The organism is Nocardiopsis sp. LDBS0036 (assembly GCF_041228755.1).
Lineage (GTDB): Bacteria > Actinomycetota > Actinomycetes > Streptosporangiales > Streptosporangiaceae > Nocardiopsis > Nocardiopsis dassonvillei.
Genome location: NZ_CP141103.1, coordinates 6230313 through 6253034 on the forward strand (window position 1 = coordinate 6230313; position 22722 = coordinate 6253034).

Consider the following 22722-nt stretch of genomic DNA (forward strand, 5'->3'; position numbering starts at 1 on the left):
GGCTCGGCGTCCCCGCGGGGACTGGCTCATGGTGTGGTGTGTCATCCACGCGCGGTGGCGCCGGAGAGCAGGTCCGCGCCGTCGGTGTGGCGGTACTCCCGCGCGCCGAGAAGGTCCGCCAGATGGCGTTCCATCCGGGGCCGCGCGTCGGCCACGGACACGTCGCGCCCCAGTTCGGCGGAGAGCGAGGTGACTCCGGCGTCGGTGATTCCGCACGGGACGATCCGGTCGTACCACGACATGTCATTGTTGCAGTTCAACGCGAGCCCGTGCATCCCGACCCCGCGGGCGATCCGGCAGCCGATGGCGGCCACCTTGCGTTCGATGAGGCCGCGCTCGGGGTCGGCGGCCAGCCACACCCCGGTGCGCCCCTCCACCCGCGTGCCGGTCAGGCCGTACTCCGCGATGGTGCGGATGATGGCCTCCTCCAGCATCCGGACGTAGGCGATCACGTCGACGGGGTCCGGCAGCCGGACGATGGGGTACACCGTCAGCTGACCGGGGCCGTGCCAGGTGATCTTGCCGCCCCGATCGATGTCCACCACGGGCGCCCCGGGGTCGGTGATGGGACGATCCCACCTCCCGGTGCGCTTTCCTGCGGTGTACACGGGCTCGTGTTCCAGCAACAGGACGGTGTCGGGCACCTCATCGGCGACCCGGCTCTCGTGGAGCCGCTTCTGGAGATCCCAGCCCTGGTGGTACGGGACGGGAGTGTCGCCCAGCCATGCGTAAACGAGATCACTCACACATCCAACCTTACGCCCCGGTGGACTGTGAGGGTCTGGCCAGGATGTCGGATAGCGCACTGTCCACGGTGGGCAGCGCGAAGGAATAACCGGCCTTCGTGAGGCGTTCGGGCTCGGCCCTCATGTCGATCAGCGCGGTCTCCTCGGCGAAGTCCCCCAGCACCGCGCGCATCGCCGGAGCCGGGACCGGCAGGACGGCGGGGCGCCGCAGGGCGCGGCCCAGCGCCCTGGTGAACTCGGCGTTGGTCACCGGCTCGGGCGCGCACATGTTCACCGGGCCGGTGATCTCGGGGTGCTCCAGCAGGAAGCGCACGGCCCCGATCTGGTCGCGCATGGCGATCCAGCTCATGTACTGGCGCCCCGACCCCAGACGCCCGCCCAGCCCCGCCCGGTACAGCGGCAGCAGCGTGCCCAGCATGCCGCCCGAGCGGTCGAGCACCACCGAGGTGCGCATGTGCGCCACCGACAGGCCCGCCTCCTCGGCCGGGGCGGTGGCCTCCTCCCAGTCCCGGCAGACCCCGGCCAGGAAGCCGGTGCCCGGCGGGGAGTCCTCGGTGGCCGCCCGCCCGCCGGTGTCGCCGTAGAAGTGCATCCCCGACGCGCTGAGCAGGCGGGGGGGAGGCGAGGACATCCCCGCCAGGGCCTGGCACAGGGTGCGGGTGCCGCGCACGCGGCTGCGCCGGATGAGGGTGCGCCGGTGCCGCGTCCACAGGGCCGGGCCGACCGGCGCCCCGGCCAGGTGCACCACGGCGTCGGCCTCGTGCAGGGCCACGGTGTCCACCCGTCCCTGCTCGGGGCGCCACTCCGCCTCCTCCACGTCCGGGTGGTGCCGCCCCCGCGGCAGGTGGCGCACCATGCGCACCACCGTGTGTCCGTCGCCGAGCAGGGACGCCTCCAGCGCCCTGCCGATGAGTCCCGTCGCCCCGGTGATAGCCACTCGCATGGTCCTGGGTCTACCCGAAGGAGGGCGGTCCTCGCGCGTGAAGACACACCAAACGGACGACGGAGGACACCCGCCCGGTTTTTCTTCGGCTTTTTCCTCGAAAGAGCTGCGCGAGGGGCCCTCGGTCTTCTAGTTTGAACGTGGGACAGGAACTCCGCGTCAACGCGGAGCTACTGTGGGCGACGCGCTGTCGGGCTGACTGCCGCGTCCCCGACCACAGACCTTTGATGATGGGGATCATCAGGGGATGGTGATTGGTGGGGTAGAAAGACGGGGCGGTGCCGAGAGGCGCCGCCCCGTCCACTTTCCCGCCGCGGGGCTCCGCGCCGCCCCGAGGAGGCGCGGGCCGCGTGCCTCAGGGGGCCCGCGGCTCCCTCAGCAGGTCAGCCCCCTAACCGGGGTAGGGGCGCCGCTCCCGGGCCTCCCGCAGGGCCAGCGCCCACCACGCCAGCTGGCGCAGCATCCGCTCCACGGCGGCCTCCGCGGACGACATGTCCACCACCGGGGTTCCGTCGGGGCCGAACATCGTCTGAGCGTTGTGCAGGCTGACCGTGTCGCGGATCGTGGCGGTGTGCAGCTCCGAGAAGACCGACCGCAGCTGCTCGATCGCCCGCAGGCCGCCGGACATCCCGCCGTAGGAGACGAAGCCCACCGCCTTGCCGAACCACTCACGGCGCGCGGCGTCGATGGCGCTCTTCAGCTCGCCCGGGTAGCCGTGGTTGTACTCCGGGGTCAGCACGATGTACCCGTCGGCCGCCTCCACCGTGTGCGCCGGCTCCGGGGCCATCGGGCCGCCGTGGCCGTCCTGCGGGCTGATGTCCTCCACGTCGAGGAAGTCGAACGCCACGGAGGGGTCCGGGTACTTCCGGGCCCGGTCCACGAACCAGCGGGAGACGGCGGGTCCGGTGCGGCCCCGGCGGTTTCCGCCGAGGATGACCGCGATCCGAAGGTTGTCCATGTGGGTCCTTGCTTCTTTGGTGCCGTCTCGGCCCACACGTGAGCGGGCACGTCAGGCGGGCACGCGCGGACCGGCTCAGGGAGCCGCGCGGCGCACCGTCGGTTCTTGGGTCGTGTTCCTTGGGGCGTTTCGCTGATCCGAAAGCCTCCGCGGAACACTCCCGAGGGGACAGGTCAACGCTAGGACCTCAACAGGTCTTGAGGTCAAATCGGACAACACATTCCCCAATAAAGGACGAGCCGGGCCGGGTGCCGTCGCGGCACCCGGCCCGGCGGGTGGTGTGGGGGCCTCCGGGGCCCGGGCCTACAGGCCCAGGTCGTCCTCGAAGGCGCCCTCCTCCAGACGCGCCTTCACGCTCTGGAGGAAGCGCCCGGCGTCGGCGCTGTCGATCAGGCGGTGGTCGTGGGCCAGCGACAGGTACACCATCGAGCGGACCGCGATCACCTCGTCGCCCATGGCGGTGTCCTCGACCACGACGGGGCGCTTGACGACCGCGCCGGTGCCCAGGATGGCCACCTGTGGCTGGTTGATGATCGGCGTGCCGAACAGCGCGCCGGTGCAGCCGGTCTCGGCGATGGTGAACGTGCCGCCGCCCAGCTCGTCCGGGCCCAGCTGGCCGGTGTGGGCGCGCTCGGTCAGGTCCTTGAGCCTGCGCGCCAGCTCACCCAGGCCCAGCTTGCCCGCGTCCTTGACCACGGGGGCCAGCAGACCGCGCTCGGTGTCCACCGAGACGCCGAGGTTCTCCACGTCGTGGTAGGTCACCTCCTGCTTGTCGCTGTCGATCACGGCGTTGAGCTTGGGGTGGGAGCGCAGGGCCTCCACCGCGGCCAGCGCGAAGAACGGGAAGAAGTCCAGCCGCACGTCCTCGCGCTCGGCGAAGCGCTCGGCGGAGTGCTCGCGCAGGCGGGCGATCTTGGTGACGTCCACCTCGATGACCTGCGTGGTCGTGGCCGAGACGTGCAGCGACTCCACCATCCGGTCCGCGATGGACAGGCGCAGGCGGGTGAGCTTCTCGGTACGGCCGCGCAGGGAGGTGTCGGTGGCCCCCTTGCGCGGGGCCGAGGACGGCGCGGGGGCGGCGGCGCGCGCGGCGTCGGCCTTCTGCTCCTCGGCGGCCTTGAGCACGTCCTGCTTGCGGACGCGGCCGCCCACGCCGGTGCCCTTGACACGGCTGAGGTTCACGCCGTGCTCGGAGGCGAGCTTGCGCACCAGCGGGGTCACGTACGCCTCGGTCCCGGCGTCGGTACCCGAGGCGCGGCCGGTGCCGCTGAGGGTGCCGATGTCCACGGACGGGCTCTCGCCGTCCTTGTCCCGGTCCGCGGCGGGCTCGGGCTCGGCCTCGGCCTTCGGGGCGGGCGCGGCGGGCTCGGCCTCGGCGGGCTCGGGCTCCGACACCGGTTCGGCCTTGGGCTCGGCCTCGGCCGGGGCCGCGCCCTCGGAGACGGCCGGGGGCTCGTCCCCGGTGCCGCCGATGACGGCGATCTCCGCGCCGATCTCCACGGTCTCGTCCTCGTCGACGAGGATCTTGGTGAGTACGCCCGCGACGGGTGAGGGAATCTCGGTGTCCACCTTGTCGGTGGAGACCTCCAGGAGCGGTTCGTCCACCTCGACGGTGTCGCCCACGCTCTTGAGCCACTGGGTGACGGTGCCCTCGGTGACGCTCTCACCCAGGGCGGGCATGGTCACCGACGTGGTCGGGCCCCGGTCGGAGGACGAGGCCTGCGCGCCGGACCCGGACTCGGGCTCGGGGGCGGGCTCCGGCTCGGGCTCCTCGGCGGCCCCCTCCTCGGGCTTCTCGGTCTCCTCGGGCTCCTGCGCGGACTCCTCGGCCGCGGGCTCGGCGCCGCCCTCGTCGTCGGCGCCCTCGCCCTCACCGCCGATGACGGCGATCTCCGCGCCGATCTCCACGGTCTCGTCCTCGTCGACGAGGATCTTGGTGAGTACGCCCGCGACGGGTGAGGGAATCTCGGTGTCCACCTTGTCGGTGGAGACCTCCAGGAGCGGTTCGTCCACCTCGACGGTGTCGCCCACGTTCTTCAGCCACTGGGTGACGGTGCCCTCGGTGACGCTCTCACCCAGGGCGGGCATGGAAACGGAAGTCGGCATGGGTTTCCTCGTTGGATCTGGGCGCGGTCTCTGCCCAACCCCTTGATGGGCAGCGCGGATGTGTGCGGGGGCGGGCCCTCGCGGCCCGCCCCCGGTGGTGCGGTCAGTCGTGGACGTGCAGCGGCTTGCCCGCCAGCGCGAGGTGCGCCTCGCCCAGCGCCTCGGACTGGCTCGGGTGCGGGTGGATCAGCTGGGCCACCTCGGAGGGCAGGGCCTCCCAGTTGTAGATCAGCTGCCCCTCGGCGATCAGCTCGCCGACGCGGCTGCCGACCATGTGGACGCCCAGTACGGGGCCGTCCTTCTCGGCGATGACCTTCACCGCGCCCTGCGTCTGCAGGATCTGGCTCTTGCCGTTGCCCGCGAGGCTGTAGTTCATCTCCACGACGTCGTGTCCGCGCTCCTTGGCGACCTTGGTGGTCAGGCCCACGGACGCGACTTCGGGCTCGCAGTAGGTGACGCGGGGGACGCCGTCGTAGTCGATCGCGGGCGGGTTCTGCCCGGCGATGTGCTCGGCGACGAAGATGCCCTCGGCGAAGCCGACGTGGGCGAGCTGGAGGGTGGGGATGAGGTCGCCCACGGCGTAGACGTTGCCCACGCCGGTGTGCAGGTTCTCGTCCACCTGGACGAAGCCGCGGTCCAGGGTGATGCCCTGCTCCTCGTAGCCCAGGCCCTCCGAGACCGGCCCGCGGCCGATGGCCACCAGCAGGACCTCGGCCTCCAGGGTCTTGCCCCCCTTGAGGGTGACGGTGACGCCGGAGTCGGTGGTCTTGACCGACTCGAACGGGGTGCCCAGCTCGTACTTGATCTTGCGCTTGCGGAAGGCGCGCTCCAGCAGCTTGGAGCTGGACTCCTCCTCCACCGGCACCAGGTGCGGCAGGGCCTCGACGATGGTGACGTCGGCGCCGTAGGAGCGCCACACGCTGGCGAACTCCACGCCGATCACGCCGCCGCCCAGGACGATGACCGACTCGGGCACGCGGTCCAGGTCGAGGGCCTGGTCGCTGGTCATGACCTTCTCGCCGTCGATGTCCAGCCCGAGGGTCTTGGGCTTGGAACCGGTGGCCAGCAGGATGTTGCGGCCCTTGTAGACGGCGCCGTCGACGGTGACCTCGTCCTTGCCGGTGAGCTTGCCCTCGCCCTCGACGACGGTGATCTTGCGCGACTTGACCAGGCCGGTCAGGCCCTTGAACAGGCCGCCAATCACCTTGTCCTTGTAGGTGTGCACGGCCTGGATGTCGATGCCCTCGAACGTGGCCTTGACCCCGAAGTTCTCGCTCTCCTTGGCGGAGTCGGCGACCTCGGCCGAGTGCAGCAGGGCCTTGGTGGGGATGCAGCCGCGGTGCAGGCAGGTGCCGCCGAGCTTGTCTTTCTCGATCAGGACGACGCTCATGTCCAGCTCCGCGGCGCGCAGTGCCGCCGCGTAGCCGCCGCTGCCGCCGCCAAGGACGACGAGGTCGAAGGTGCCGCCGCTCTCACTCACGGGAACGAACTCCTTGTTGTGGCTGGTGATGGGTGGTGGCCGCGGCCGGGCCCCGCGTGGGCGGAGGGAGGGTGTGCGCGGCCGCGGTGGCCGGGAGGGGCGGCGCTCCGGCTCGGGGAGGCCGCCCCCCTGGGCGGGTGCTATCCGGCGTACTCCTCGGCGATGCGGACCAGGGTGCGGGTGCCCGCGCCGGTGCCGCCCTTCGGGGTGTAGCCGTGCGGTCCGCCCTGGTTGAAGGACGGACCGGCGATGTCGAGGTGCGCCCACGTGACGCCCTCCTCGATGAACTCCTTGAGGAAGACGCCCGCGGAGAGCATGCCGCCCCAGCGCTCGCCCGCCACGTTGGCGATGTCGGCGACCGCGGAGTCCAGGCCCGCGCGCAGCTCCTCGGGCAGGGGCATCGGCCAGGAGGCCTCGCCCGCCTCGGCGGCCGCGGCGACGATCCGGTCGCGCGCCTCGTCGTCGTTGGACATGACCGCGAACACCCGGGTGCCGAGCGCGACCAGCTGGGCGCCGGTCAGGGTGGCGATGTCCACGACCAGGTCGGGCGCGTCCTCCTGCGCCCGCACGAGGGCGTCGGCCATGACCAGGCGGCCCTCGGCGTCGGTGTTGAGCACCTCGACGGTCTTGCCGCCGTAGATGGTCAGCACGTCGGAGGGGCGCTGGGCGGTGCCGCTGGGCATGTTCTCGGCCACGGCCAGGTAGCCGACGGCGTTGACGCGCAGGTTCAGGGCGGCGATGGCGCGCATGGCGGCCAGCACGGAGGCGGCGCCCGCCATGTCGGACTTCATCCAGTCCATCGAGCCCGCGGGCTTGAGGGACAGGCCGCCGGAGTCGAACGTGATGCCCTTGCCGACGAAGGCGACGGTCTTGGTGGCCTCGGGGTGGCTGTGGGCCAGGCGGACCAGGCGGGGCGGGTTGGCCGAGCCCTGGCCGACGCCGATCAGACCGCCGTACCCGCCCTCGGACAGGGCGGCCTCGTCCAGGACCTCGACGCGCAGGCCGGACTGCTGGGCGATCTCCTGGGCGGTGGTGGCCAGGTCCTCGGGCGCCAGGTCGGCCGGTGCGGTGTTGACCAGGTCGCGGGTGAGGTTGACGGCCTCGGCCAGGACGGCGGCGCGCTCGGCGGCCTCCCGGGCGTCCCCGGCGGAGCTGGCCAGGACCAGCTCGGCGGCGCGCTTGTCCTTGGCGGCGGTGCGGTACCGGTCGAAGCCGTAGGCGCCCAGGCGGGCTCCGAGGGCGACGGCGCCGGCCTCGGCGGCGGTCCCGGCGGGCAGGGCCAGGACGACGCGGCCCGCGCCCTCGGGGCGCGAGGTCAGCGAGCGCAGCGCGACGCCGGCGGCGCGGGACAGGATGTCGGGGTCGACGGGGCCCTCGGCGGGCGCCGGGCCGAGACCGACCGCGACGACGACCGGGGCCTTGACGGCTCCGAGGGAGGCAAGGGTGTGCACCTCCTCGGGGGCGCCGCTCGCTCCCAGGAGCGACAGGGTCTGGGCGAGGCCGCCGGAGAAGGCGGCATCGACGTCATGAGCGCCCGACGCGGGCTCCGGAGCGTCGCCTCCGGAGTGGTAACCGACGACAACCGCGTCGGCGTCGAGCGAACTGGGGGACTCCGTATTTACTGACAACGACGTGCTCACGTCCCCGATGCTAGTCGCCCCGCGCGCCCGGCGGGGACGCGGCGCCCCGGGTCCGCGGGGGCCCTGACGCGGCGCTGCGGGGGGTCGCGGGAGCCGGGGGTGTGCGGGGTCGGGTCCGACCCGCGCGCGCGGCGAGGGTGCCTCTGGCCGCCGGTGAAGGGTGTCGTGGGCCGTCTCCGGGGCGGTCTCCGCCTTCCCGCCTGCGAGAACCGTGAAACCTGTGTGAAAAAATGTGATGATCGCGACATCGGGCACCCCCAAGTCGATTACCAGTCGGTAGGAAACCGCCTGGTGGGACGCCCCGCGGCCCGCCGACCGGGGCCGTGAATCCCCGTGCCGGTCCTCACAGCCGGGCCGCGGCCGCCGCGGCCACGACCAGCGCCGTCGTCACCGCCGTCTCCGACAGCGCGCCCAGCACGTCGCCCGTGACGCCGCCCAGCCGACGCACCGCCCGGCGCAGCAGGAGGCCCGCCGCCAGCAGGCCCGCCGCGACGGCGAGCGCGCAGGCCAGCGCGAACCCCGGCGCGTGCGCCCAGCCCGCCAGGCACACCAGCGGCGCGGGGACGGCGGCCAGCAGCGCACCCGGAAGGCGCACGGTCCCCGCCACGAACGCCCCCAGGCCCTCGGGCCGCGCCGAGGGCACGCGCGGGGTGCACGCCAGGGCCACGGCCAGCCGCCCGGCGGCCCCGGCCGTCGCCGCGCCCGTCAGCGCCGCCTCGGCCGAGGCCTGCGCCAGCTGGCCCAGGGCCAGGGTCTGCGCGGCGAGCACGATCACCAGGGTGACCACGCCGAACGGACCGATGTCGGACCGGCGCATCACCTCCAGGGCGCCCTCGGCGGGACGCGCGCTGCCCAGCCCGTCGGCCAGGTCGGCCAGGCCGTCCAGGTGCAGCCCCCGCGTCAGCAGCGCGCCCAGCCCGACGGCCAGCAGCGCGGCCAGCGCGGCGGACAGGCCGACCGCCGTCCCGAGCACGGCCGCCGCGCCGGTGAGGCCGCCCAGGAGCGCGCCCAGCACGGGCGCCCACACCATCGCCCACCCGGCCACGCGGCGGTCCAGCCGCCCCGCGCGCACCGGGAACACGGTGAACGTGCCCAGCGCCATCCGGGCTCCCGCGACCGCGTCCGCGGCCCGGGAGGGAACGGAGGGGGAGCCGCCCGGGACGGGCCCGTCCGAAGACGAGCCCTCCGGGGGAGGCCCGTCCGGCGCGGGGTCACGTGGAGGGGGGCCGGCGGCACCGCTCACGGCAGCTCCAGGACGCGGCCCGCTGCCACCAGCACCACGTCCTCGGACTCGGCGCCGACCCACTGGTTCAACCGGCCCAGGTGGTCGCGGAACAGCCCCCCGGCACGGGTCGCGGGCACCACACCCGACCCCACCTCGTTGGTGACCGCCACGACGTAGGCCTGGGTGGAACGCCAGGCGTCCAGCAGCCCGTGGACCGCCGCCTCCACCTCCTCCTCCGCGTCGGGCGGCGGGCTGTCCTCCCACAGCCCCGCCCCGTCCATCACCCGGGTCAGCCAGGTGCCCAGGCAGTCCACCAGGACCGCGCCCCGGGCGCCCTTGAGCAGCGCGGCCAGGTCGGTGGTCTGCTCGGTGCGCCACCACCAGGGGCGGCGCCGCACGTGCCGGGCCACCCGGTCGGCCCAGTCGGGGTCCGCGTCCGGGTCGGGCTCCGGACCGGTCGCCGCGTACAGCACCTTCGGCTCCGACATCAGGCGCAGCTCCGCCTCGGTGGACTTGCCCGAGCGCGCGCCCCCGGTCACCAGGGTCCGGTGCGGCCCGCGCGGCCGCGACTCCGGCCACACCGCCGGAGGGCACGACAGGACCTGCCCGTCGCCCGGCACCAGGGCGCCCCACAGCCGGGCCCGGCGGGCGAACTCCTCGGGTGAGCGGACGCGGTGGTCGCCGCCGACCGCGACGACGGCCGTGGTCACCCCGATCACCCCCGAGCGGCGCAGCTCGCCGATGACCTCCGGGCGCTGCGCGGCGTCCACGATGACCATGTCCACCTGCTGGTCGGGGCGGGCGGAGGAGTAGCCGGAGGAGCCCTCGGCGCGCGCCTCCGCCGGGGGGACGCCGGGCAGGGGCCCCGGGCCCGTGCGCGCGTACATCAGCCTGCCCCCGTCGGGGCCCTCGACCAGGACGCCGTCGGGGGTCGGGCTCACCGAGTACCCCGGCGGCACCGGGCCGACCACCCCCGCCTCACGGACGCGGAAACGGTCGTCCACCGTCACGCGCAGGGGCAGGCGGCGCTCGGAGAGGGCCTTGTTGCAGGAGGCACAGGTGCACTGGGGGGCGGGCCACCCCGAGTGCCCGGCAGTCCCGAGAAATCGGATACGCACCGAAAAAGTAAACAGCATCCTCCGCCAAGGCTTGGTTAAGCTCGGGCCAGGATCACGGTGACCGGCGCTGTGACCTCCGTGACGAAGGGGCGGTCGAACATGGCGTGGACCTGGCGGTACTTCGAGGCCGACGGAGCCGACCCGCTGGGGCAGGACCTGCCCTCGGAGTCGTTCACCTCGCGCGGCGACGCGGAGAGCTGGCTGGGGGAGAACTGGCAGGAGCTCGCCGAGGGCGGCGTGGGACGCGTCGCCCTGCTCGACGGAGACACGGAGGTCTACGCGATGTCCCTGGAGCCCGTCGAGTAGCGCCCGTCCGCCCGGGGGCCGCGAAGGCCTCCGGCGGCGGGTCAGCCGGTGCCGGTGAGGGAGCGGCCCTGCCACGGCCAGCGGTTCTCCACCTCCAGGGAGAAGCTGAGGAAGGTCCGGATGAGGACGATCCCGGCGAGCACCCCCACGCTGGCGAAGGTGGGCGACACCGCGACCGTGCGGATGATGTCCCCGGCGACGAGGAATCCAGGCCCAGCAGGATCGCCCGGCCCAGCCCCTGCCGGTAGGGCCGGTAGGCCGCGTCCAGCCCGTGCCCGCTCACCCACCGGTACAGGAACAGCGCGGTCGCGCCCAGGGCCCCGACGACGATGACGCCGACCCCGGCGACGTCGACCGCGGTGCCCACCGCCTCGATGACGTGCGCGATGTCCATGGAGCCCCCTCCGTGCCGCGTGCGTGCGGACCGGCAGCTACCCAGGTCGGGCGGGGGCGACACCGGGGGCCGCGCGGAGGGGTGCCCGGAACACGGAAGGGCCCGGCCGTCCTGGGGACGGCCGGGCCCTCGGCGCCGAACACCGCCCGGGCGCGGCTAGCCGCGGATGTTCTCGGGGCTCCTGGTCAGCGCCGGGTCGCGCTGGACGCTGTCGCCCAGGACCTCGTCGATCCGCGCCATCAGCTCGGCGTCCAGCCTGACCCCCGCGGCCTTGACGTTGCCCTCCACCTGCTCGGGGCGGGAGGCGCCGATGATCGCGGCCGACACGTTCGGGTTCTGGAGCACCCAGGCCACGGCCAGCTGCGCCAGCGTCAGACCCGCCTCGGCGGCCAGCGGCTCCAGCCGCTGCACGCGCTCCAGCATGACCTGGTCCTTCATCTGGTCGCTCAGGAAGCGGCCGCCGCCGGGGTCGGCGGCGCGCGAACCGGCGGGCAGCTCCTGTCCGGGCTTGTACTTGCCGCTCAGGACGCCGCCCTCGATCGGCGACCACACGATCTGGCCGACGCCCTCGCGCTCGGAGAGCGGAACGACCTCGGTCTCGATGACCCGCCACAGCATGTTGTACTTCGGCTGGTTGGAGACGATGCGGTCGAAGCCCATCTCGTCGGCGATCTTGAGCGCCTGCTCGATCTCCTCGGCGCGCCACTCGGAGACGCCGACGTAGAGGACCTTGCCCTGGCGGACCAGGTCCTCGAAGGCCCGCACGGTCTCCTCCAGCGGGGTGGAGTAGTCGAACCGGTGGGCCTGGTACAGGTCCAGGTAGTCGGTCCCCAGGCGGCGCAGGGAGTCCTCCACGCTGCGGACGATGTGCTTGCGGGACAGACCCCGGTCGTTCTTGCCCTCACCCGTGGGCCAGAAGACCTTGGAGAAGATCTCCAGCCCGTCCCGGCGCTCGCCCTTCAGCGCGCGGCCGAGCACCTCCTCCGCCCTGCCCCCGGCGTAGCCGTCGGCGGTGTCGAACGTGGTGATACCCGCGTCCAGCGCCGCGCGGACACAGGCCCTGGCCGTGTCCTCCTCCACCTGGGATCCGTGCGTGATCCAGTTCCCGTAGGCGATCTCGCTGACCATGAGACCGCTGTTGCCCAGATGCCGAAATTCCATGTCGAGCACTCTAGTAGGGGATTGTGCCCGTTCGCGAGGTTCTACGCCGTGCGGGTGGAAGCGCTCCCAACCGGAGGGGAGCGGGGGCTCGGCGGGGAGTGAGGGGCCGGTGCTGGGACCGGCCCGGGCTCACGTCGTCGGGGGAGGCGGTGATGGGAGCCGTCAGTGCGCGCGGCGGGGCGTGGGGTCCTCGCGGACCTTGAGCCGCGGCTTGGGCAGGCGCAGGCGGCGGAACTGGAGCTGGCGCATGGCCGCGTACATTCCGATGCCCTTGACGGCGGGGTCGTCGGGGAAGTACTCGGCGGCGCGCCTCTTGACCGTGCGGCCCACCATGACGCCCTCGGCGATGATGGTGACCATCATCAGCGGCCACAGGACGTAGGCCACGCCGATCTGGAACATCGGGATGTTGATGAACAGCAGCGCGATGATCAGGATCGAGAACGGCAGGAAGAACTCGCTGGCGCTGCGGCGCGAGTCGACGAAGTCGCGGGCGAACGCCCGGGCCTCGCCGAGGTCCTGCTGCCGGTAGTAGCGGGCCTCGTCCTTGGGCACGCCCTTGATCGCGGAACTCGCGGTGCCCCTGCCGCGTTGGCGGTCAAGACGGTCCCGGTAGGCCTGGTAGGCCTCCTTGCGCGTCTCGGGCGCCTTGAGCGGTCGGCGGGGGTTGGGCTCGGATTCCCTGCGCTTTGGGGTGGGAACACCCTTCTTGGGCGTGTATCCCTTAGGTTGGGTGGACTCAGTGGCCTCAGGGCTGGCGGATTCGGCGGAGGCCGGATCCGTGGCTGCGGAAGCGGAGCGACGTCGGAACACACCCACAGGGTAGCCGGTCATAGCTTTATGGCGACCGCGGGCCAGAGCGCGTAGGGTTGGGCAAAGCGCCCGCTGGGAACAGCCGATGTACGCACCGAGAAGGGGACGGCCACGCCGATGAGCGTGTTTCAGCGACTTTCGATGATCTTCAGGTCCAAGGCCAACAAGGCCTTGGACTCGGTCGAGGACCCAAGGGAAACGCTCGACTACTCGTACCAGAAGCAGCTCGAGCTTCTACAGAAGGTGCGGCGCGGTGTGGCCGACGTCGCGACCTCCCGCAAGCGCGTCGAGCTCCAGATCCAGCAGCTGGAGCAGCAGTCCGGCAAGCTGGAGAACCAGAGCCGCGCCGCCCTGACGCAGGGGCGCGAGGACCTCGCCCGCGAGGCCCTGACCCGCCGCTCCGGCCTGTCCCAGCAGATCGAGGACCTGCGCGGGCAGCACGCCAACCTCCAGGGCGAGGAACAGAAGCTCACCATGGCGGCCCAGCGCCTCCAGACCAAGGTGGACGCCTTCCGCACGCGCAAGGAGACCATCAAGGCCAACTACACCGCCGCCCAGGCCCAGACGCAGATCAGCGAGGCCTTCTCGGGCATCTCCGAGGAGATGGGCGACGTCGGCATGGCCGTCCAGCGCGCCGAGGACAAGACCGCCGAGATGCAGGCCCGCGCGGGCGCCGTGGACGAGCTGCTCGCCTCCGGCGCGCTCGACGACGTCACCGGCACCGCCAGGGACGACATCCAGAGCGAGCTGGACCGCATGGCCAGCACCACCGGCGTCGAGGCCGAGCTGGAGCGCATGAAGATGGAGCTCGGCCAGGGCAGCGGCGGTTCCACCCCCCAGATCGAGGGCGGCAACGGCGCCGGTAACACCGGCGGCACCGGTAACCGGGAGGGCGCGTGATCGTCCGCATCATGGGTGAGGGTCAGCTCGACCTCACCGACGCCGACCTGGAGCTGCTCAACTCCTTCGACTCCGCGCTGGAGTCGGCGATCGAGTCGGGCGACGAGGCCACGTTCCGCCGTGCCCTGCACGACCTCCTGGAGAGGGTCCGCGAGGACGGTCGGCCGCTGCCGCCCGACGCGCTGGAGCCCTCGCAGTTCATCCTCCCCCACGCCGACGCCACCATGGAAGAGGTGCGGGAGATGCTCCAGGACGACGGTCTCATCCCCGGCTAGGACCGGGTCCTCCGTCCGGCGCACCGCCTCCGTCCAGGTGTGCCCGGACCGGTGAGTGCGCACGGCGGGCCGGATCCCGGTCGGCCGTTGCGGCGCTCGGTGCCTGCGCGCGCGTTTCCAGGCCGCCGTGACCACGTGTCACGGCGGCTTTCGCGTGCCCGGGGGCGTACGCGCCCGCCCGGAGCGCAGGTCCGGGGCGTACGCGGCAGGCCTGCGGCAGGCCTCGTGTGGCGTGCGTCGCCCCCGGTCCAGGAACCTCGGCGGGACCCCCGCCCGTTGGACGTGGTGGAGGGGAAAGGGAGAACACGGGGACCCGCGGTGCGCGTGGGGGACGGTCCGCCGAGGCGGCCGCGCCGGCGGGGCCGGGAGCGGGCGGGGCGGGGCCGGTGAACACGCGGCGGTCGGACCACCTCATACCCTTTCCCACCTGGGCGAACTACACTCCGAGACAGTCGACGCGTCGGCGGAGGGGACTGCGGCATGGCCGGATCCAAGTTCAGACCTGACCGGGGGCTGACCACCCGCATGGTGACGACCATGGGCCTGCTCGTCCTCGTCTACGCGGCCTTCGTCGTCGGGCTGGTCCTCGTGGGCCTCAACGTGTGGCTGGTGCTGCTCATCGTCGCCGGGTTCGCGCTGTTCAGCTACTTCGCCTCCGACAGGATCGCCATGTTCGCCATGGGCGCCAAGGAGGTCTCCCCGGAGCAGGCTCCCGAGCTGCACGCCCTCATCGACCGGCTGTGCGCCATGGCGGACATGTCCAAGCCCCGCGTGGGGATCGCCGACACCGACGTGCCCAACGCCTTCGCCACCGGGCACAACGAGAAGTCCGCGGTCGTGTGCGTGACCACCGGCCTCATGCGCCGCCTCGACGGCCCCGAGCTGGAGGCGGTCCTGGCGCACGAGCTGTCCCACATCGCCCACCGCGACGTCATGGTGATGACCGTCGCCGGGTTCCTCGGCATCGTGGCCGGGTTCCTCACCCAGGCCGGGCTGCGCTTCGCGATGTTCGCCGGGGCGACGCGCGGCAACAACAACAACGGGCCCGCACCGGCCGTGGTCGCCCTGCTCGTCGTGGCCGTCAGCGCCGTGGCCTGGGCGCTCAGCTTCCTGCTCACCCGGGCGCTGTCGCGCTACCGGGAGCTGTCGGCCGACCGCGCCGCCGCCTACCTCACCGGGCGCCCGTCCGTGCTGGGCAGCGCCCTGACCAAGATCACCGGGGACATGTCCCGCATCCCCACCCGCGACCTGCGCCAGGCTGAGCCGTTCAACGCCTTCTTCTTCGCCCCGGCCTCCTCCCGCGAGGGGTTCAGCTTCAGCCAGCTGGTCGCCACCCACCCGCCGGTGCAGCAGCGGCTGGAGCAGCTGTCCGACATCTCGCGCCAGCTCGGGCAGGGGCGCTGACCCCGTCCGGGGAGGCCGCAGGAGGGGACGGCCGCGCCGGGCCGTCGCCCCGGGAGGGGGGCGGCGGCCGCACCGATCCGCCCTGGCGGACACGGCGTCGATCCGGTCCGCGCGCAATCGACACGACCACGAGAGAGGACCGGCCACGATGAGCTTCTGGCGAGCGCTGTTCGGGCGCTCCGAACCGGCCCAGCCCGACCTCGACGCCCTGTTCGGCCTGCCCTCGGCGTCGGTCACCCTGCGGGCCGCCGCGGGCTTCACGCCCACCGGCACCGGTTCCGTCGCCTTCAGACCCACCGAGGGCGCCGCCTTCGCCGACCTGGAACGCGACGTCACCGAGCTGCTCGACGCCGACGGGGGGACGCCCGTCGAACAGGTCACCGACGACTACGGCTACACCTGGCTGGTGGTCCGTGCGGCCGACCCGGCCCGGGGCCCGGACGGGTCCGCCGACCCCGACATCACCGGCCTGGTGACCGACCTGCACGCCGTCAACTCCACCCTGGAGGCCAACGGCTACGGGCCCTCCCTCCTGTGCTCCCTGGTCGGCTTCACCGACGGCACGCGCTCGCTGGGGCTGGTCTACCTCTACAAGCGCGGCACCTTCTACCCCTTCGCCCCGGTCGGCGACGGCGGCCGCAGGGACAACGCCCTGGAACTCCAGGCCGAGGCCGCCATCGGCCGCGACCTGCCCCTGGAGGAGGACCGCTCCCGCTGGTTCCCCGTCTACGGGGCGCCCGGCCTCTGACCAGCGGGGGGTACCCCGCGCCGGGAGAAATGTGGCCTGGCACACTGGTCCGGTGCGTATCCTCATCGCTCCTGACAAGTTCGCCGGTACCCTCTCCGCCCTCGAAGCCGCGCAGGCGGTCGCCGACGGCTGGCACCGGACCGATCCCTCCGCCACGACGGACCTGCTGCCGCTCTCCGACGGCGGCCCCGGTTTCGTCGAGGTCCTGCACACGGCCCTCGGCGGCGAGGTGCACCGGACCGAGGTGACCGGCCCCCTCGGCGCGCCCGTGACCGCGGAGTACCTCCTGGACGGCGACACCGCCTACGTGGAGAGCGCCCAGGCCTGCGGCCTGCACCTGGTGCCCTCCGGTGACCGCGACCCCGGCCGAACCACCACCCGCGGCGTCGGCGAGCTGGTCGCCCACGCGGTCCGCTCCGGCGCCCGCACCGTCGTCGTCGGACTCGGCGGCAGCTCCACCAACGACGCCGGAGCCGGTCTCCTGGCCGCCCTGGGCGCCACCCCCGCCGACCGCCTGAGCCACGGCGGCGGCCCCCTGGCCGACCCCGGGGACGTCGACCTCGACGCGGCCCGCCGGGCCGTGGCCGGGGTCCGTATCGTCGCCGCCACCGACGTCGACAACCCCCTGCTGGGCATCCACGGGGCCAGCGCCGTCTTCGGGCCCCAGAAGGGCGCCGACCCCGACCAGGTGCAGCGCCTGGACGCCGCCCTCAACGCCTTCGCCGACCGCGTCGACCCCGGGGGCGAGGTCCGCGACACCCCCGGTGCCGGAGCCGCGGGCGGCCTGGGCTTCGCCCTGCTCCTGCTCGGCGGCACCGTCGAGTCGGGCATCAGCCGCGTCCTGGACTCCGTGCGCCTGGCCGAGCGCCTCTCGGAGGCCGACCTGGTCATCACCGGCGAGGGCTCCTTCGACTCCCAGTCCCTGCGCGGCAAGCTGCCCCACGGCGTCGCCCAGGCCGCCAACAAGCACGGCGTCCCCTGCGTGGTGACCGCGGGCGCGGTCAAGGTCGGCCGCGCCGAGGCGGCCGCCGCCGGGATCACCGAGACCTACTCCCTCGTGGAGTCCTCGGGCTCGGTCGAGGCCGCCATGACCCGCTCCGCGGACGAACTGCGCGCCCTGGCCGCCGACATCGCCCGCCGCTGGACCCGCTGAACCCCCGGTGACGCCGGGCCCCGGCCGGGACCGGAGCCCGTCGGACACGGAGGGGGCGGGTCGCCCCCCGCCCCCTCCCAGGTCCCCCCGCTCGTCCCGCGCCCCTGTGCCGCGGGGCGCGCACACGCGAAGCGGCGCCCCGGGAGAACCCGCTCCCGGGGCGCCGCTTCGCGTGTGTCGTCAGGGACCGGGCCGTGTGCGGCGGGGCCGCCACGAGCCGTTGCCGCTACTCCTCCAGGGAGTGCTCCTCGTAGGCCAGGATCTCGTGGCCGTCCTCCCCGTAGTGGAAGATCTCGAAGGTGGCGGCGGTCGGGTCGCCGTTGTCGTTGAAGTCGATGTTGCCGCTGACGCCCTGGTAGTTGATCTCCTCACCGTCGGCCAGCAGGTCGCGGCACTCCTCGAAGGTGCCGCACTCGGTGCCCTCGGGACGGCTGACGTTGGGCAGCTCGGCGACGTACTCGGACGGGTTCACGCTGCCCGCGGCCTCGGCGGCCAGGGCGATCACGGTGACGCAGTCGTAGACCTGCGGGGCGAACTGGAAGACCTCCAGCTCCTCGTTGAAGCTGGTCAGGCCCTCGGTGAACTCGGGGTTGTCCGCGCTCGGGGCGATACCGGTGATGCCGGTGACGCTCTCGGGGCTGTCGGCGCTGACGGTCTCGCCCAGGTTCGGGTCGTTGAGGCCGTCGGTGACGTAGAGCTGCTCGCCCTCGGTGCCGCCCTCCAGGAGCTGGGCGATGACCTGCGCGCCCTCCTCGAAGGCGATGAGCGCGACGGCGTCCGGCTCCTCGGTGGTGACGCTGTTGACGACCGAGTCGAAGGTGGTGGCCAGCGGGTCGTAGGTCTCGTTGACCACGACCTGGGCGCCCAGGTTCTCCAGCTCCGTCTGGAGGGCGCCCGCGTAGCCGCCGCCGTAGTCGTCGGCGCGCGCGACGATGGCGATGTTCTGGTTGCCGTTCTCGACCATCGTGCGGGCCATCACGACCGCGGAGAGCAGGTCGCTCGGCGCGGTGCGGAAGTAGTAGCCGTTGTCCTCGATCTCGCTCAGCTCGGCGGCGGTGTTGGAGCCCGAGCACTGGACGATCTCGGCACCGGTGATGGTGTCGTAGGTCGCCTGGGTCATGCCGGAGGCCGCGGCGCCGATGACGGCGTTCACCTGGTCGGAGACGAGGTTGTTGGCGGCCTCGTTGGCCTGGGCGTTGTCGCCCGCCTCGTCGCCCTCGACGATGGCGGGGACCTCGGTGCCGAGGATGCCGCCCGCGGCGTTGATCTCGGAGATCGCGTACTCGGCGGCCGTGATCTGGGGCGGGCCGAGGAAGGCGAGGTTGCCGGTCTGCGGGTAGAGGATGCCGTAGGTGAACTCTTCACCGCCCTCACCGCCGCCGCCTCCCTCTCCCCCGTCGCTGCCACACGCGGTCAGGCCGAGGACGAGGGCCGCGGTTGCGGCAGTGAGGCCTAGGACCTTCTTGCTAGCCATGATCGTGGTCACTCCGTTCAACCGGCGAAGCACGTGCTGCGCGGGGCAGCCGTGCCATGAGCATGCGCGTCCTGAATGTCCGTGATGTGTGGCATGACTTAATCAGGAGCGTTAGCGGAGCTTAATCATGAAAGTTCTGGCGCGGAAAGGACGGAAGGGGCGTTGGTGCCGACTCGCCGTCAGGCTGTTATGGCTCTGTAGTCATCATTGACATCCGGCGTTTCGTCTCTGTACAGATCACAGCTTTCCGTGCTCGGGGGGTAGCGAAGTGTCGCGGTGATCAGGCATGACGCGGCCCGGCCGTCAAGGGCGGCGGCCGGGCCGGAGGAAAGCCACAGGCGTACTACACGCGGGTGTGAAGCGGTCCTTCCTTAAAACGAGAAAACCCTTGACCGCTATACGCCGAGCAGAAGGGACGGCCACCCCTGAGGGACCCGCCCGCAGTGCCCGCCCCGGAACCGCCGTCAGCGGCTCCGGGACACGACCGCGGACGCGCCGGAGCACTCCCCGGAGGCCGGACCCGCTACTACGCCCCCGGCAGTTCGCGCAGCATGCACGTGAGCCGGGAGGTGCACACCTTCCGGCCCCCGTCGTCGGTGATGGTGATGTCCCACGTGGCCAGCGTCCGGCCCAGGTGCACGGGCGTGGCCACACCGGTCACGTGCCCCTCGGTGGCCGAGCGGTGGTGCGTGGCGTTGATCTCGATACCGACCGCGACCTTGCCGAACCGGGAGGCGTGGGCCGTGGCGCCGATCGACCCCAGGGTCTCGGCCAGCACGCACGACGCGCCGCCGTGCAGCAGCCCGAACGGCTGGACGTTGCCCTCCACCGGCATCCGGCCCACCACGCGCTCGGCGGACGCCTCCGTCACCTCGATGCCCATGCGCTCGCCCAGGCCGCCCGCGAGCGCGCCCGTGCCGAGCATCCGCCGCATCGCCTCGGAGTCCGTCGTCATGTGCCCTCCGCCTCCTCGGGGCCCCGCCGCGGCCGGGCCCGGGCCGCGCCGGACCGGGGCGGAGTCCACGCCGTCGTGTCACTGCCCTCGCGGTATGGCCGCGAAGTGTCTCCGTCGCATCCTAGGATTCACCTGTGGTGACCAAGCGAGAGACCCCCGACCAGACAACCCGGAGCGGCGACGGCGGCAGGCGCCCCCGGCTCCTCCTCCTGGACGGCCACTCGATGGCCTTCCGCGCGTTCTTCGCGCTCCCGGTGGACAAGTTCGGCACGAGTACCGGGCAGTCGACCAACGCCGTGTACGGCTTCGCGTCGATGCTGGTCAAGCTGCTGCGCGACGAGGAGCCCACCCACGTCGCGGTGGCCTGGGACCTGTCCGGCCCCACCTTCCGGCACGAGGAGTACGCCGAGTACAAGGACGGCCGCTCCGACACCCCGCCGGAGTTCCCCTCCCAGGTGCCGCTCACCCAGGACCTGATGCGGCTGATCGGCGTCGCCAACCTGTCCGCCCCGGGGTTCGAGGCCGACGACGTCATCGCCACCCTGGCCCACCAGGGCGGCGAGGCCGGGATGGAGGTGCTCATCGCCTCCGGCGACCGCGACGCCTTCCAGCTGGTCACCGACTCCTGCACGGTCCTGTACCCGGGCAAGAGCCTGTCGGACCTGCGGCGGATGGACCCCGCGGCGGTCGAGGACAAGTACGGGGTCACCCCCGAGCGCTACCGCGACCTGGCCGCGCTGGTGGGGGAGAAGGCCGACAACCTGCCCGGTGTGCCGGGCGTGGGCCCCAAGACCGCCGCCAAGTGGATCACCAAGTACGGGTCCCTGGACGAGCTGGTCGCCCACGCCGACGAGCTCACCGGCAAGGCGGGGCAGAGCTTCCGCGACCACCTGGACGACGTCCTGCGCAACCAGCGGCTCAACCGGTTGGCCACGGACGTGGAGCTGGACGCGGAGGTCACCGCCCTGGCCCTGGGCGAGGCCGACCGCACCGGGATCGACGCGCTCTTCGACAACCTGGAGTTCGCCTCCAACCTGCGCGAGCGCCTCTACGCCGTCGTCCGCCTGCCCGAGGACGGCTCCGGGGAGACGGGGACCGAGGCGGTCGAGGGCTTCCGCGTCGAACTGACCGTGGCCGGGACCGGCGAGCTGGCCCCCTGGCTGGCCGCGCACGCCGCCCCCGACGACGCGGCCTCCGACACCCTCACGCCCACCGCCCCCGCCGGACTGGCCCTGGACGGCGCCTGGGGACAGGGCACCGGCCGGGTGGACGCGCTGGCGATCAGCGTGCCCTCCGGCGACGCCGTGTTCGTCGACCCCACCGCCCTGGACCCCGCCGACACCGAGGCGCTGGCGGACTTCCTGGCTGACCCCCGCCGCCCCAAGGCCGTGCACGAGTACAAGGGCGCCCTGCTGGCCCTGGGCGCGCACGGGTGGGAGCTGGGCGGGGTGGTCAGCGACACCGCCCTGGCCGCCTACCTGGTCCAGCCGGGGCAGCGCCGCTTCGACCTGGCCGACCTGTGCCGCAAGTACCTGGGCCGGGAGCTGGAGGAGGACTCCTCCGGCGACCAGCTCACCCTGGACCTGGGCGGCGAGGACGGGGCGGGCTCGGGCCGCCAGCACCTGCTGGCCGTGCGCGCGAGCGCCACCCGCGACCTGGCCGGGGTGCTCTCCGCCGAACTCGACAAGCGCGGCGGCACCCACCTGCTGCACGAGGTCGAGCTGCCGCTGGTGGACGTGCTGGCGCGCCTGGAACGCGCGGGGATCGCCGTCGACCGCCCCTACCTGGAGGAGCTCCAGGGCGAGTTCGCCGCGGCGGGCCGGGTCGCGGTGGAGCGCGCGCACGAGATCGTGGGCCGCGAGTTCAACCTCGGCTCGCCCAAGCAGCTCCAGCAGGTGCTGTTCGAGGACCTGGGCCTGCCCAGGACCAAGAAGATCAAGACGGGCTACACCACCGACGCCGACGCGCTGGCGTGGCTGGCCTCCCAGACCGACAACGAGCTGCCCGCGGTCCTTCTCCACCACCGCGACCAGACCAAGCTGCGCACCACGGTCGAGGGGCTGATCAAGACCGTCGCCGACGACGGCCGCATCCACACCACCTTCAACCAGACGGTGGCGGCGACCGGGCGCCTGAGCTCCACCGACCCCAACCTCCAGAACATCCCCGTGCGCACCGACGTGGGGCGGCGCATCCGCCGCGCGTTCGTCGTGGGGGAGGGCTACGAGGAGCTGCTCACCGCCGACTACAGCCAGATCGAGCTGCGCATCATGGCGCACCTGTCGGGCGAGCAGGCGCTGATCGACGCCTTCAACAGCGGCTACGACTTCCACGCGCAGATGGCCGCGCAGATCTTCGACGTCGAGGTCGAGCAGGTGGACGGCGAGGCGCGGTCCAGGATCAAGGCCATGAGCTACGGCCTGGCCTACGGGCTGAGCGCCTACGGCCTCTCCCAGCAGCTGGGGATCACGCCGGAGGAGTCCAAGCGCCTCATGGAGGACTACTTCGCCGAGTTCGGCGGGGTGCGCGACTACCTCAACGCCGTGGTCGAGGAGGCCCGCCGGGTCGGCTACACCGAGACCATCCTGGGGCGGCGCCGCTACCTGCCCGACCTGACCAGCGACAACCGCCAGCGCCGGGAGATGGCCGAGCGGATGGCGCTCAACGCGCCGATCCAGGGGTCGGCCGCCGACATCATCAAGGTGGCCATGCTCCGGGTGGACGCGGCCCTCACCGAGGGCGGGCTCACCTCGCGGGTCCTGCTCCAGGTGCACGACGAACTCGTGGTGGAGGTCGCTCCCGGCGAGCGCGCGGAGGTCGAAAACATCGTGGCGCGCGAGATGAGCTCCGCCTATGATCTGCGTGTGCCGCTGGCCGTCTCGGTCGGCAGCGGCCAGAACTGGCACGACGCCGCGCACTGAAC

20 protein-coding genes are annotated in these 22722 nt (G+C 72.7%); 7 read left to right on the plus strand and 13 right to left on the minus strand.

Annotated elements, in window-relative coordinates:
* Positions 1 to 41: 41 nt before the first annotated feature.
* The 8 genes from lipB to UIS43_RS26505 form a co-directional block, all read right to left on the minus strand.
* Positions 42 to 746 (minus strand): lipoyl(octanoyl) transferase LipB, encoded by a 705-nt coding sequence (gene lipB / locus UIS43_RS26470; protein WP_013151991.1) that lies wholly within the window; start codon positions 744 to 746, stop codon positions 42 to 44.
* A 10-nt stretch (positions 747 to 756) separates the two neighbouring features.
* Positions 757 to 1683, minus strand: a complete 927-nt coding sequence (locus UIS43_RS26475) for a TIGR01777 family oxidoreductase (RefSeq protein ID WP_370013279.1) — start codon at positions 1681 to 1683, stop codon at positions 757 to 759.
* A 397-nt stretch (positions 1684 to 2080) separates the two neighbouring features.
* On the minus strand, positions 2081 to 2647 hold the full coding sequence (locus tag UIS43_RS26480) for an NADPH-dependent FMN reductase (protein WP_370012002.1): 567 nt from the start codon (positions 2645 to 2647) through the stop codon (positions 2081 to 2083).
* 303 nt (positions 2648 to 2950) lie between these two features.
* Positions 2951 to 4753, minus strand: coding sequence for a 2-oxoglutarate dehydrogenase, E2 component, dihydrolipoamide succinyltransferase (gene sucB / locus UIS43_RS26485; RefSeq protein ID WP_071621633.1), 1803 nt, complete (start codon positions 4751 to 4753; stop codon positions 2951 to 2953).
* 103 nt (positions 4754 to 4856) lie between these two features.
* Complete coding sequence (lpdA, locus tag UIS43_RS26490) at positions 4857 to 6233, minus strand: dihydrolipoyl dehydrogenase (protein ID WP_013151995.1); 1377 nt, start codon at positions 6231 to 6233, stop codon at positions 4857 to 4859.
* A 140-nt stretch (positions 6234 to 6373) separates the two neighbouring features.
* Entirely contained in the window at positions 6374 to 7873 is a 1500-nt protein-coding gene (locus UIS43_RS26495) for a leucyl aminopeptidase (protein ID WP_071621634.1), read from the minus strand.
* 343 nt (positions 7874 to 8216) lie between these two features.
* The gene (locus UIS43_RS26500) at positions 8217 to 8975 is read right to left on the minus strand and encodes an adenosylcobinamide-GDP ribazoletransferase (RefSeq protein ID WP_013151997.1); all 759 of its coding nucleotides are present in this window, start codon (positions 8973 to 8975) and stop codon (positions 8217 to 8219) included.
* A 137-nt stretch (positions 8976 to 9112) separates the two neighbouring features.
* A complete protein-coding gene (locus UIS43_RS26505) occupies positions 9113 to 10108 on the minus strand; it encodes a bifunctional adenosylcobinamide kinase/adenosylcobinamide-phosphate guanylyltransferase (protein WP_041552374.1) in 996 nt (331 codons plus the stop codon).
* A 207-nt stretch (positions 10109 to 10315) separates the two neighbouring features.
* Between UIS43_RS26505 and UIS43_RS26510 the strand changes: the two genes are divergently transcribed.
* Positions 10316 to 10522, plus strand: coding sequence for a hypothetical protein (locus UIS43_RS26510; RefSeq protein WP_013151999.1), 207 nt, complete (start codon positions 10316 to 10318; stop codon positions 10520 to 10522).
* A 41-nt stretch (positions 10523 to 10563) separates the two neighbouring features.
* Here UIS43_RS26510 and UIS43_RS26515 read toward each other — a convergent pair whose 3' ends face one another.
* The 3 genes from UIS43_RS26515 to UIS43_RS26525 form a co-directional block, all read right to left on the minus strand.
* On the minus strand, positions 10564 to 10692 hold the full coding sequence (locus UIS43_RS26515; RefSeq protein WP_232238632.1) for a DUF1622 domain-containing protein: 129 nt from the start codon (positions 10690 to 10692) through the stop codon (positions 10564 to 10566).
* Positions 10693 to 11072: 380 nt separating this feature from the next.
* Positions 11073 to 12077: an aldo/keto reductase family protein gene (locus UIS43_RS26520; protein WP_013152001.1), complete on the minus strand. Its 1005-nt coding sequence runs from the start codon at positions 12075 to 12077 to the stop codon at positions 11073 to 11075.
* A 162-nt stretch (positions 12078 to 12239) separates the two neighbouring features.
* On the minus strand, positions 12240 to 12911 hold the full coding sequence (locus UIS43_RS26525; RefSeq protein ID WP_013152002.1) for a DUF3043 domain-containing protein: 672 nt from the start codon (positions 12909 to 12911) through the stop codon (positions 12240 to 12242).
* Positions 12912 to 13007: 96 nt separating this feature from the next.
* Between UIS43_RS26525 and UIS43_RS26530 the strand changes: the two genes are divergently transcribed.
* The 5 genes from UIS43_RS26530 to UIS43_RS26550 all read left to right on the plus strand — a co-directional run bounded on the left by UIS43_RS26530 (position 13008) and on the right by UIS43_RS26550 (position 17370).
* On the plus strand, positions 13008 to 13790 hold the full coding sequence (locus tag UIS43_RS26530) for a PspA/IM30 family protein (protein ID WP_013152003.1): 783 nt from the start codon (positions 13008 to 13010) through the stop codon (positions 13788 to 13790).
* On the plus strand, positions 13787 to 14065 hold the full coding sequence (locus UIS43_RS26535; RefSeq protein WP_013152004.1) for a hypothetical protein: 279 nt from the start codon (positions 13787 to 13789) through the stop codon (positions 14063 to 14065). The genes UIS43_RS26530 and UIS43_RS26535 overlap by 4 nt, the downstream gene beginning before the upstream one ends.
* A gap of 480 nt (positions 14066 to 14545) precedes the next feature.
* Positions 14546 to 15469, plus strand: coding sequence for a zinc metalloprotease HtpX (gene htpX / locus UIS43_RS26540; protein ID WP_071621636.1), 924 nt, complete (start codon positions 14546 to 14548; stop codon positions 15467 to 15469).
* 148 nt (positions 15470 to 15617) lie between these two features.
* Positions 15618 to 16217: a hypothetical protein gene (locus UIS43_RS26545; RefSeq protein ID WP_013152006.1), complete on the plus strand. Its 600-nt coding sequence runs from the start codon at positions 15618 to 15620 to the stop codon at positions 16215 to 16217.
* A 52-nt stretch (positions 16218 to 16269) separates the two neighbouring features.
* Positions 16270 to 17370, plus strand: coding sequence for a glycerate kinase (locus tag UIS43_RS26550; RefSeq protein ID WP_041552378.1), 1101 nt, complete (start codon positions 16270 to 16272; stop codon positions 17368 to 17370).
* Positions 17371 to 17596: 226 nt separating this feature from the next.
* On the opposite strand, the gene UIS43_RS26555 is transcribed toward UIS43_RS26550, so the two are convergent.
* Both UIS43_RS26555 and UIS43_RS26560 read right to left on the minus strand, forming a co-directional pair.
* Positions 17597 to 18844: an ABC transporter substrate-binding protein gene (locus UIS43_RS26555; protein WP_013152008.1), complete on the minus strand. Its 1248-nt coding sequence runs from the start codon at positions 18842 to 18844 to the stop codon at positions 17597 to 17599.
* A 526-nt stretch (positions 18845 to 19370) separates the two neighbouring features.
* Entirely contained in the window at positions 19371 to 19799 is a 429-nt protein-coding gene (locus UIS43_RS26560) for a hotdog fold thioesterase (protein ID WP_013152009.1), read from the minus strand.
* 134 nt (positions 19800 to 19933) lie between these two features.
* Here UIS43_RS26560 and polA point away from each other — a divergent pair, with 134 nt between their 5' ends.
* Entirely contained in the window at positions 19934 to 22720 is a 2787-nt protein-coding gene (gene polA / locus UIS43_RS26565; RefSeq protein ID WP_370012004.1) for a DNA polymerase I, read from the plus strand.
* Positions 22721 to 22722: the final 2 nt, after the last annotated feature.

Bases quoted from the DNA above. Each gene is read 5' to 3' on its own strand.
- UIS43_RS26500 (WP_013151997.1), bottom strand. From the start codon at position 8,975: ATGGCGCTGGGCACGTTCACCGTGTTCCCGGTGCGCGCGGGGCGGCTG.
- UIS43_RS26480 (WP_370012002.1), bottom strand. From the start codon at position 2,647: ATGGACAACCTTCGGATCGCGGTCATCCTCGGCGGAAACCGCCGGGGC.
- sucB (WP_071621633.1), bottom strand. From the start codon at position 4,753: ATGCCGACTTCCGTTTCCATGCCCGCCCTGGGTGAGAGCGTCACCGAG.
- UIS43_RS26530 (WP_013152003.1), top strand. From the start codon at position 13,008: ATGAGCGTGTTTCAGCGACTTTCGATGATCTTCAGGTCCAAGGCCAAC.
- UIS43_RS26520 (WP_013152001.1), bottom strand. From the start codon at position 12,077: ATGGAATTTCGGCATCTGGGCAACAGCGGTCTCATGGTCAGCGAGATC.
- UIS43_RS26545 (WP_013152006.1), top strand. From the start codon at position 15,618: ATGAGCTTCTGGCGAGCGCTGTTCGGGCGCTCCGAACCGGCCCAGCCC.
- UIS43_RS26525 (WP_013152002.1), bottom strand. From the start codon at position 12,911: ATGACCGGCTACCCTGTGGGTGTGTTCCGACGTCGCTCCGCTTCCGCA.
- htpX (WP_071621636.1), top strand. From the start codon at position 14,546: ATGGCCGGATCCAAGTTCAGACCTGACCGGGGGCTGACCACCCGCATG.
- UIS43_RS26555 (WP_013152008.1), bottom strand. From the start codon at position 18,844: ATGGCTAGCAAGAAGGTCCTAGGCCTCACTGCCGCAACCGCGGCCCTC.
- UIS43_RS26560 (WP_013152009.1), bottom strand. From the start codon at position 19,799: ATGACGACGGACTCCGAGGCGATGCGGCGGATGCTCGGCACGGGCGCG.
- UIS43_RS26510 (WP_013151999.1), top strand. From the start codon at position 10,316: ATGGCGTGGACCTGGCGGTACTTCGAGGCCGACGGAGCCGACCCGCTG.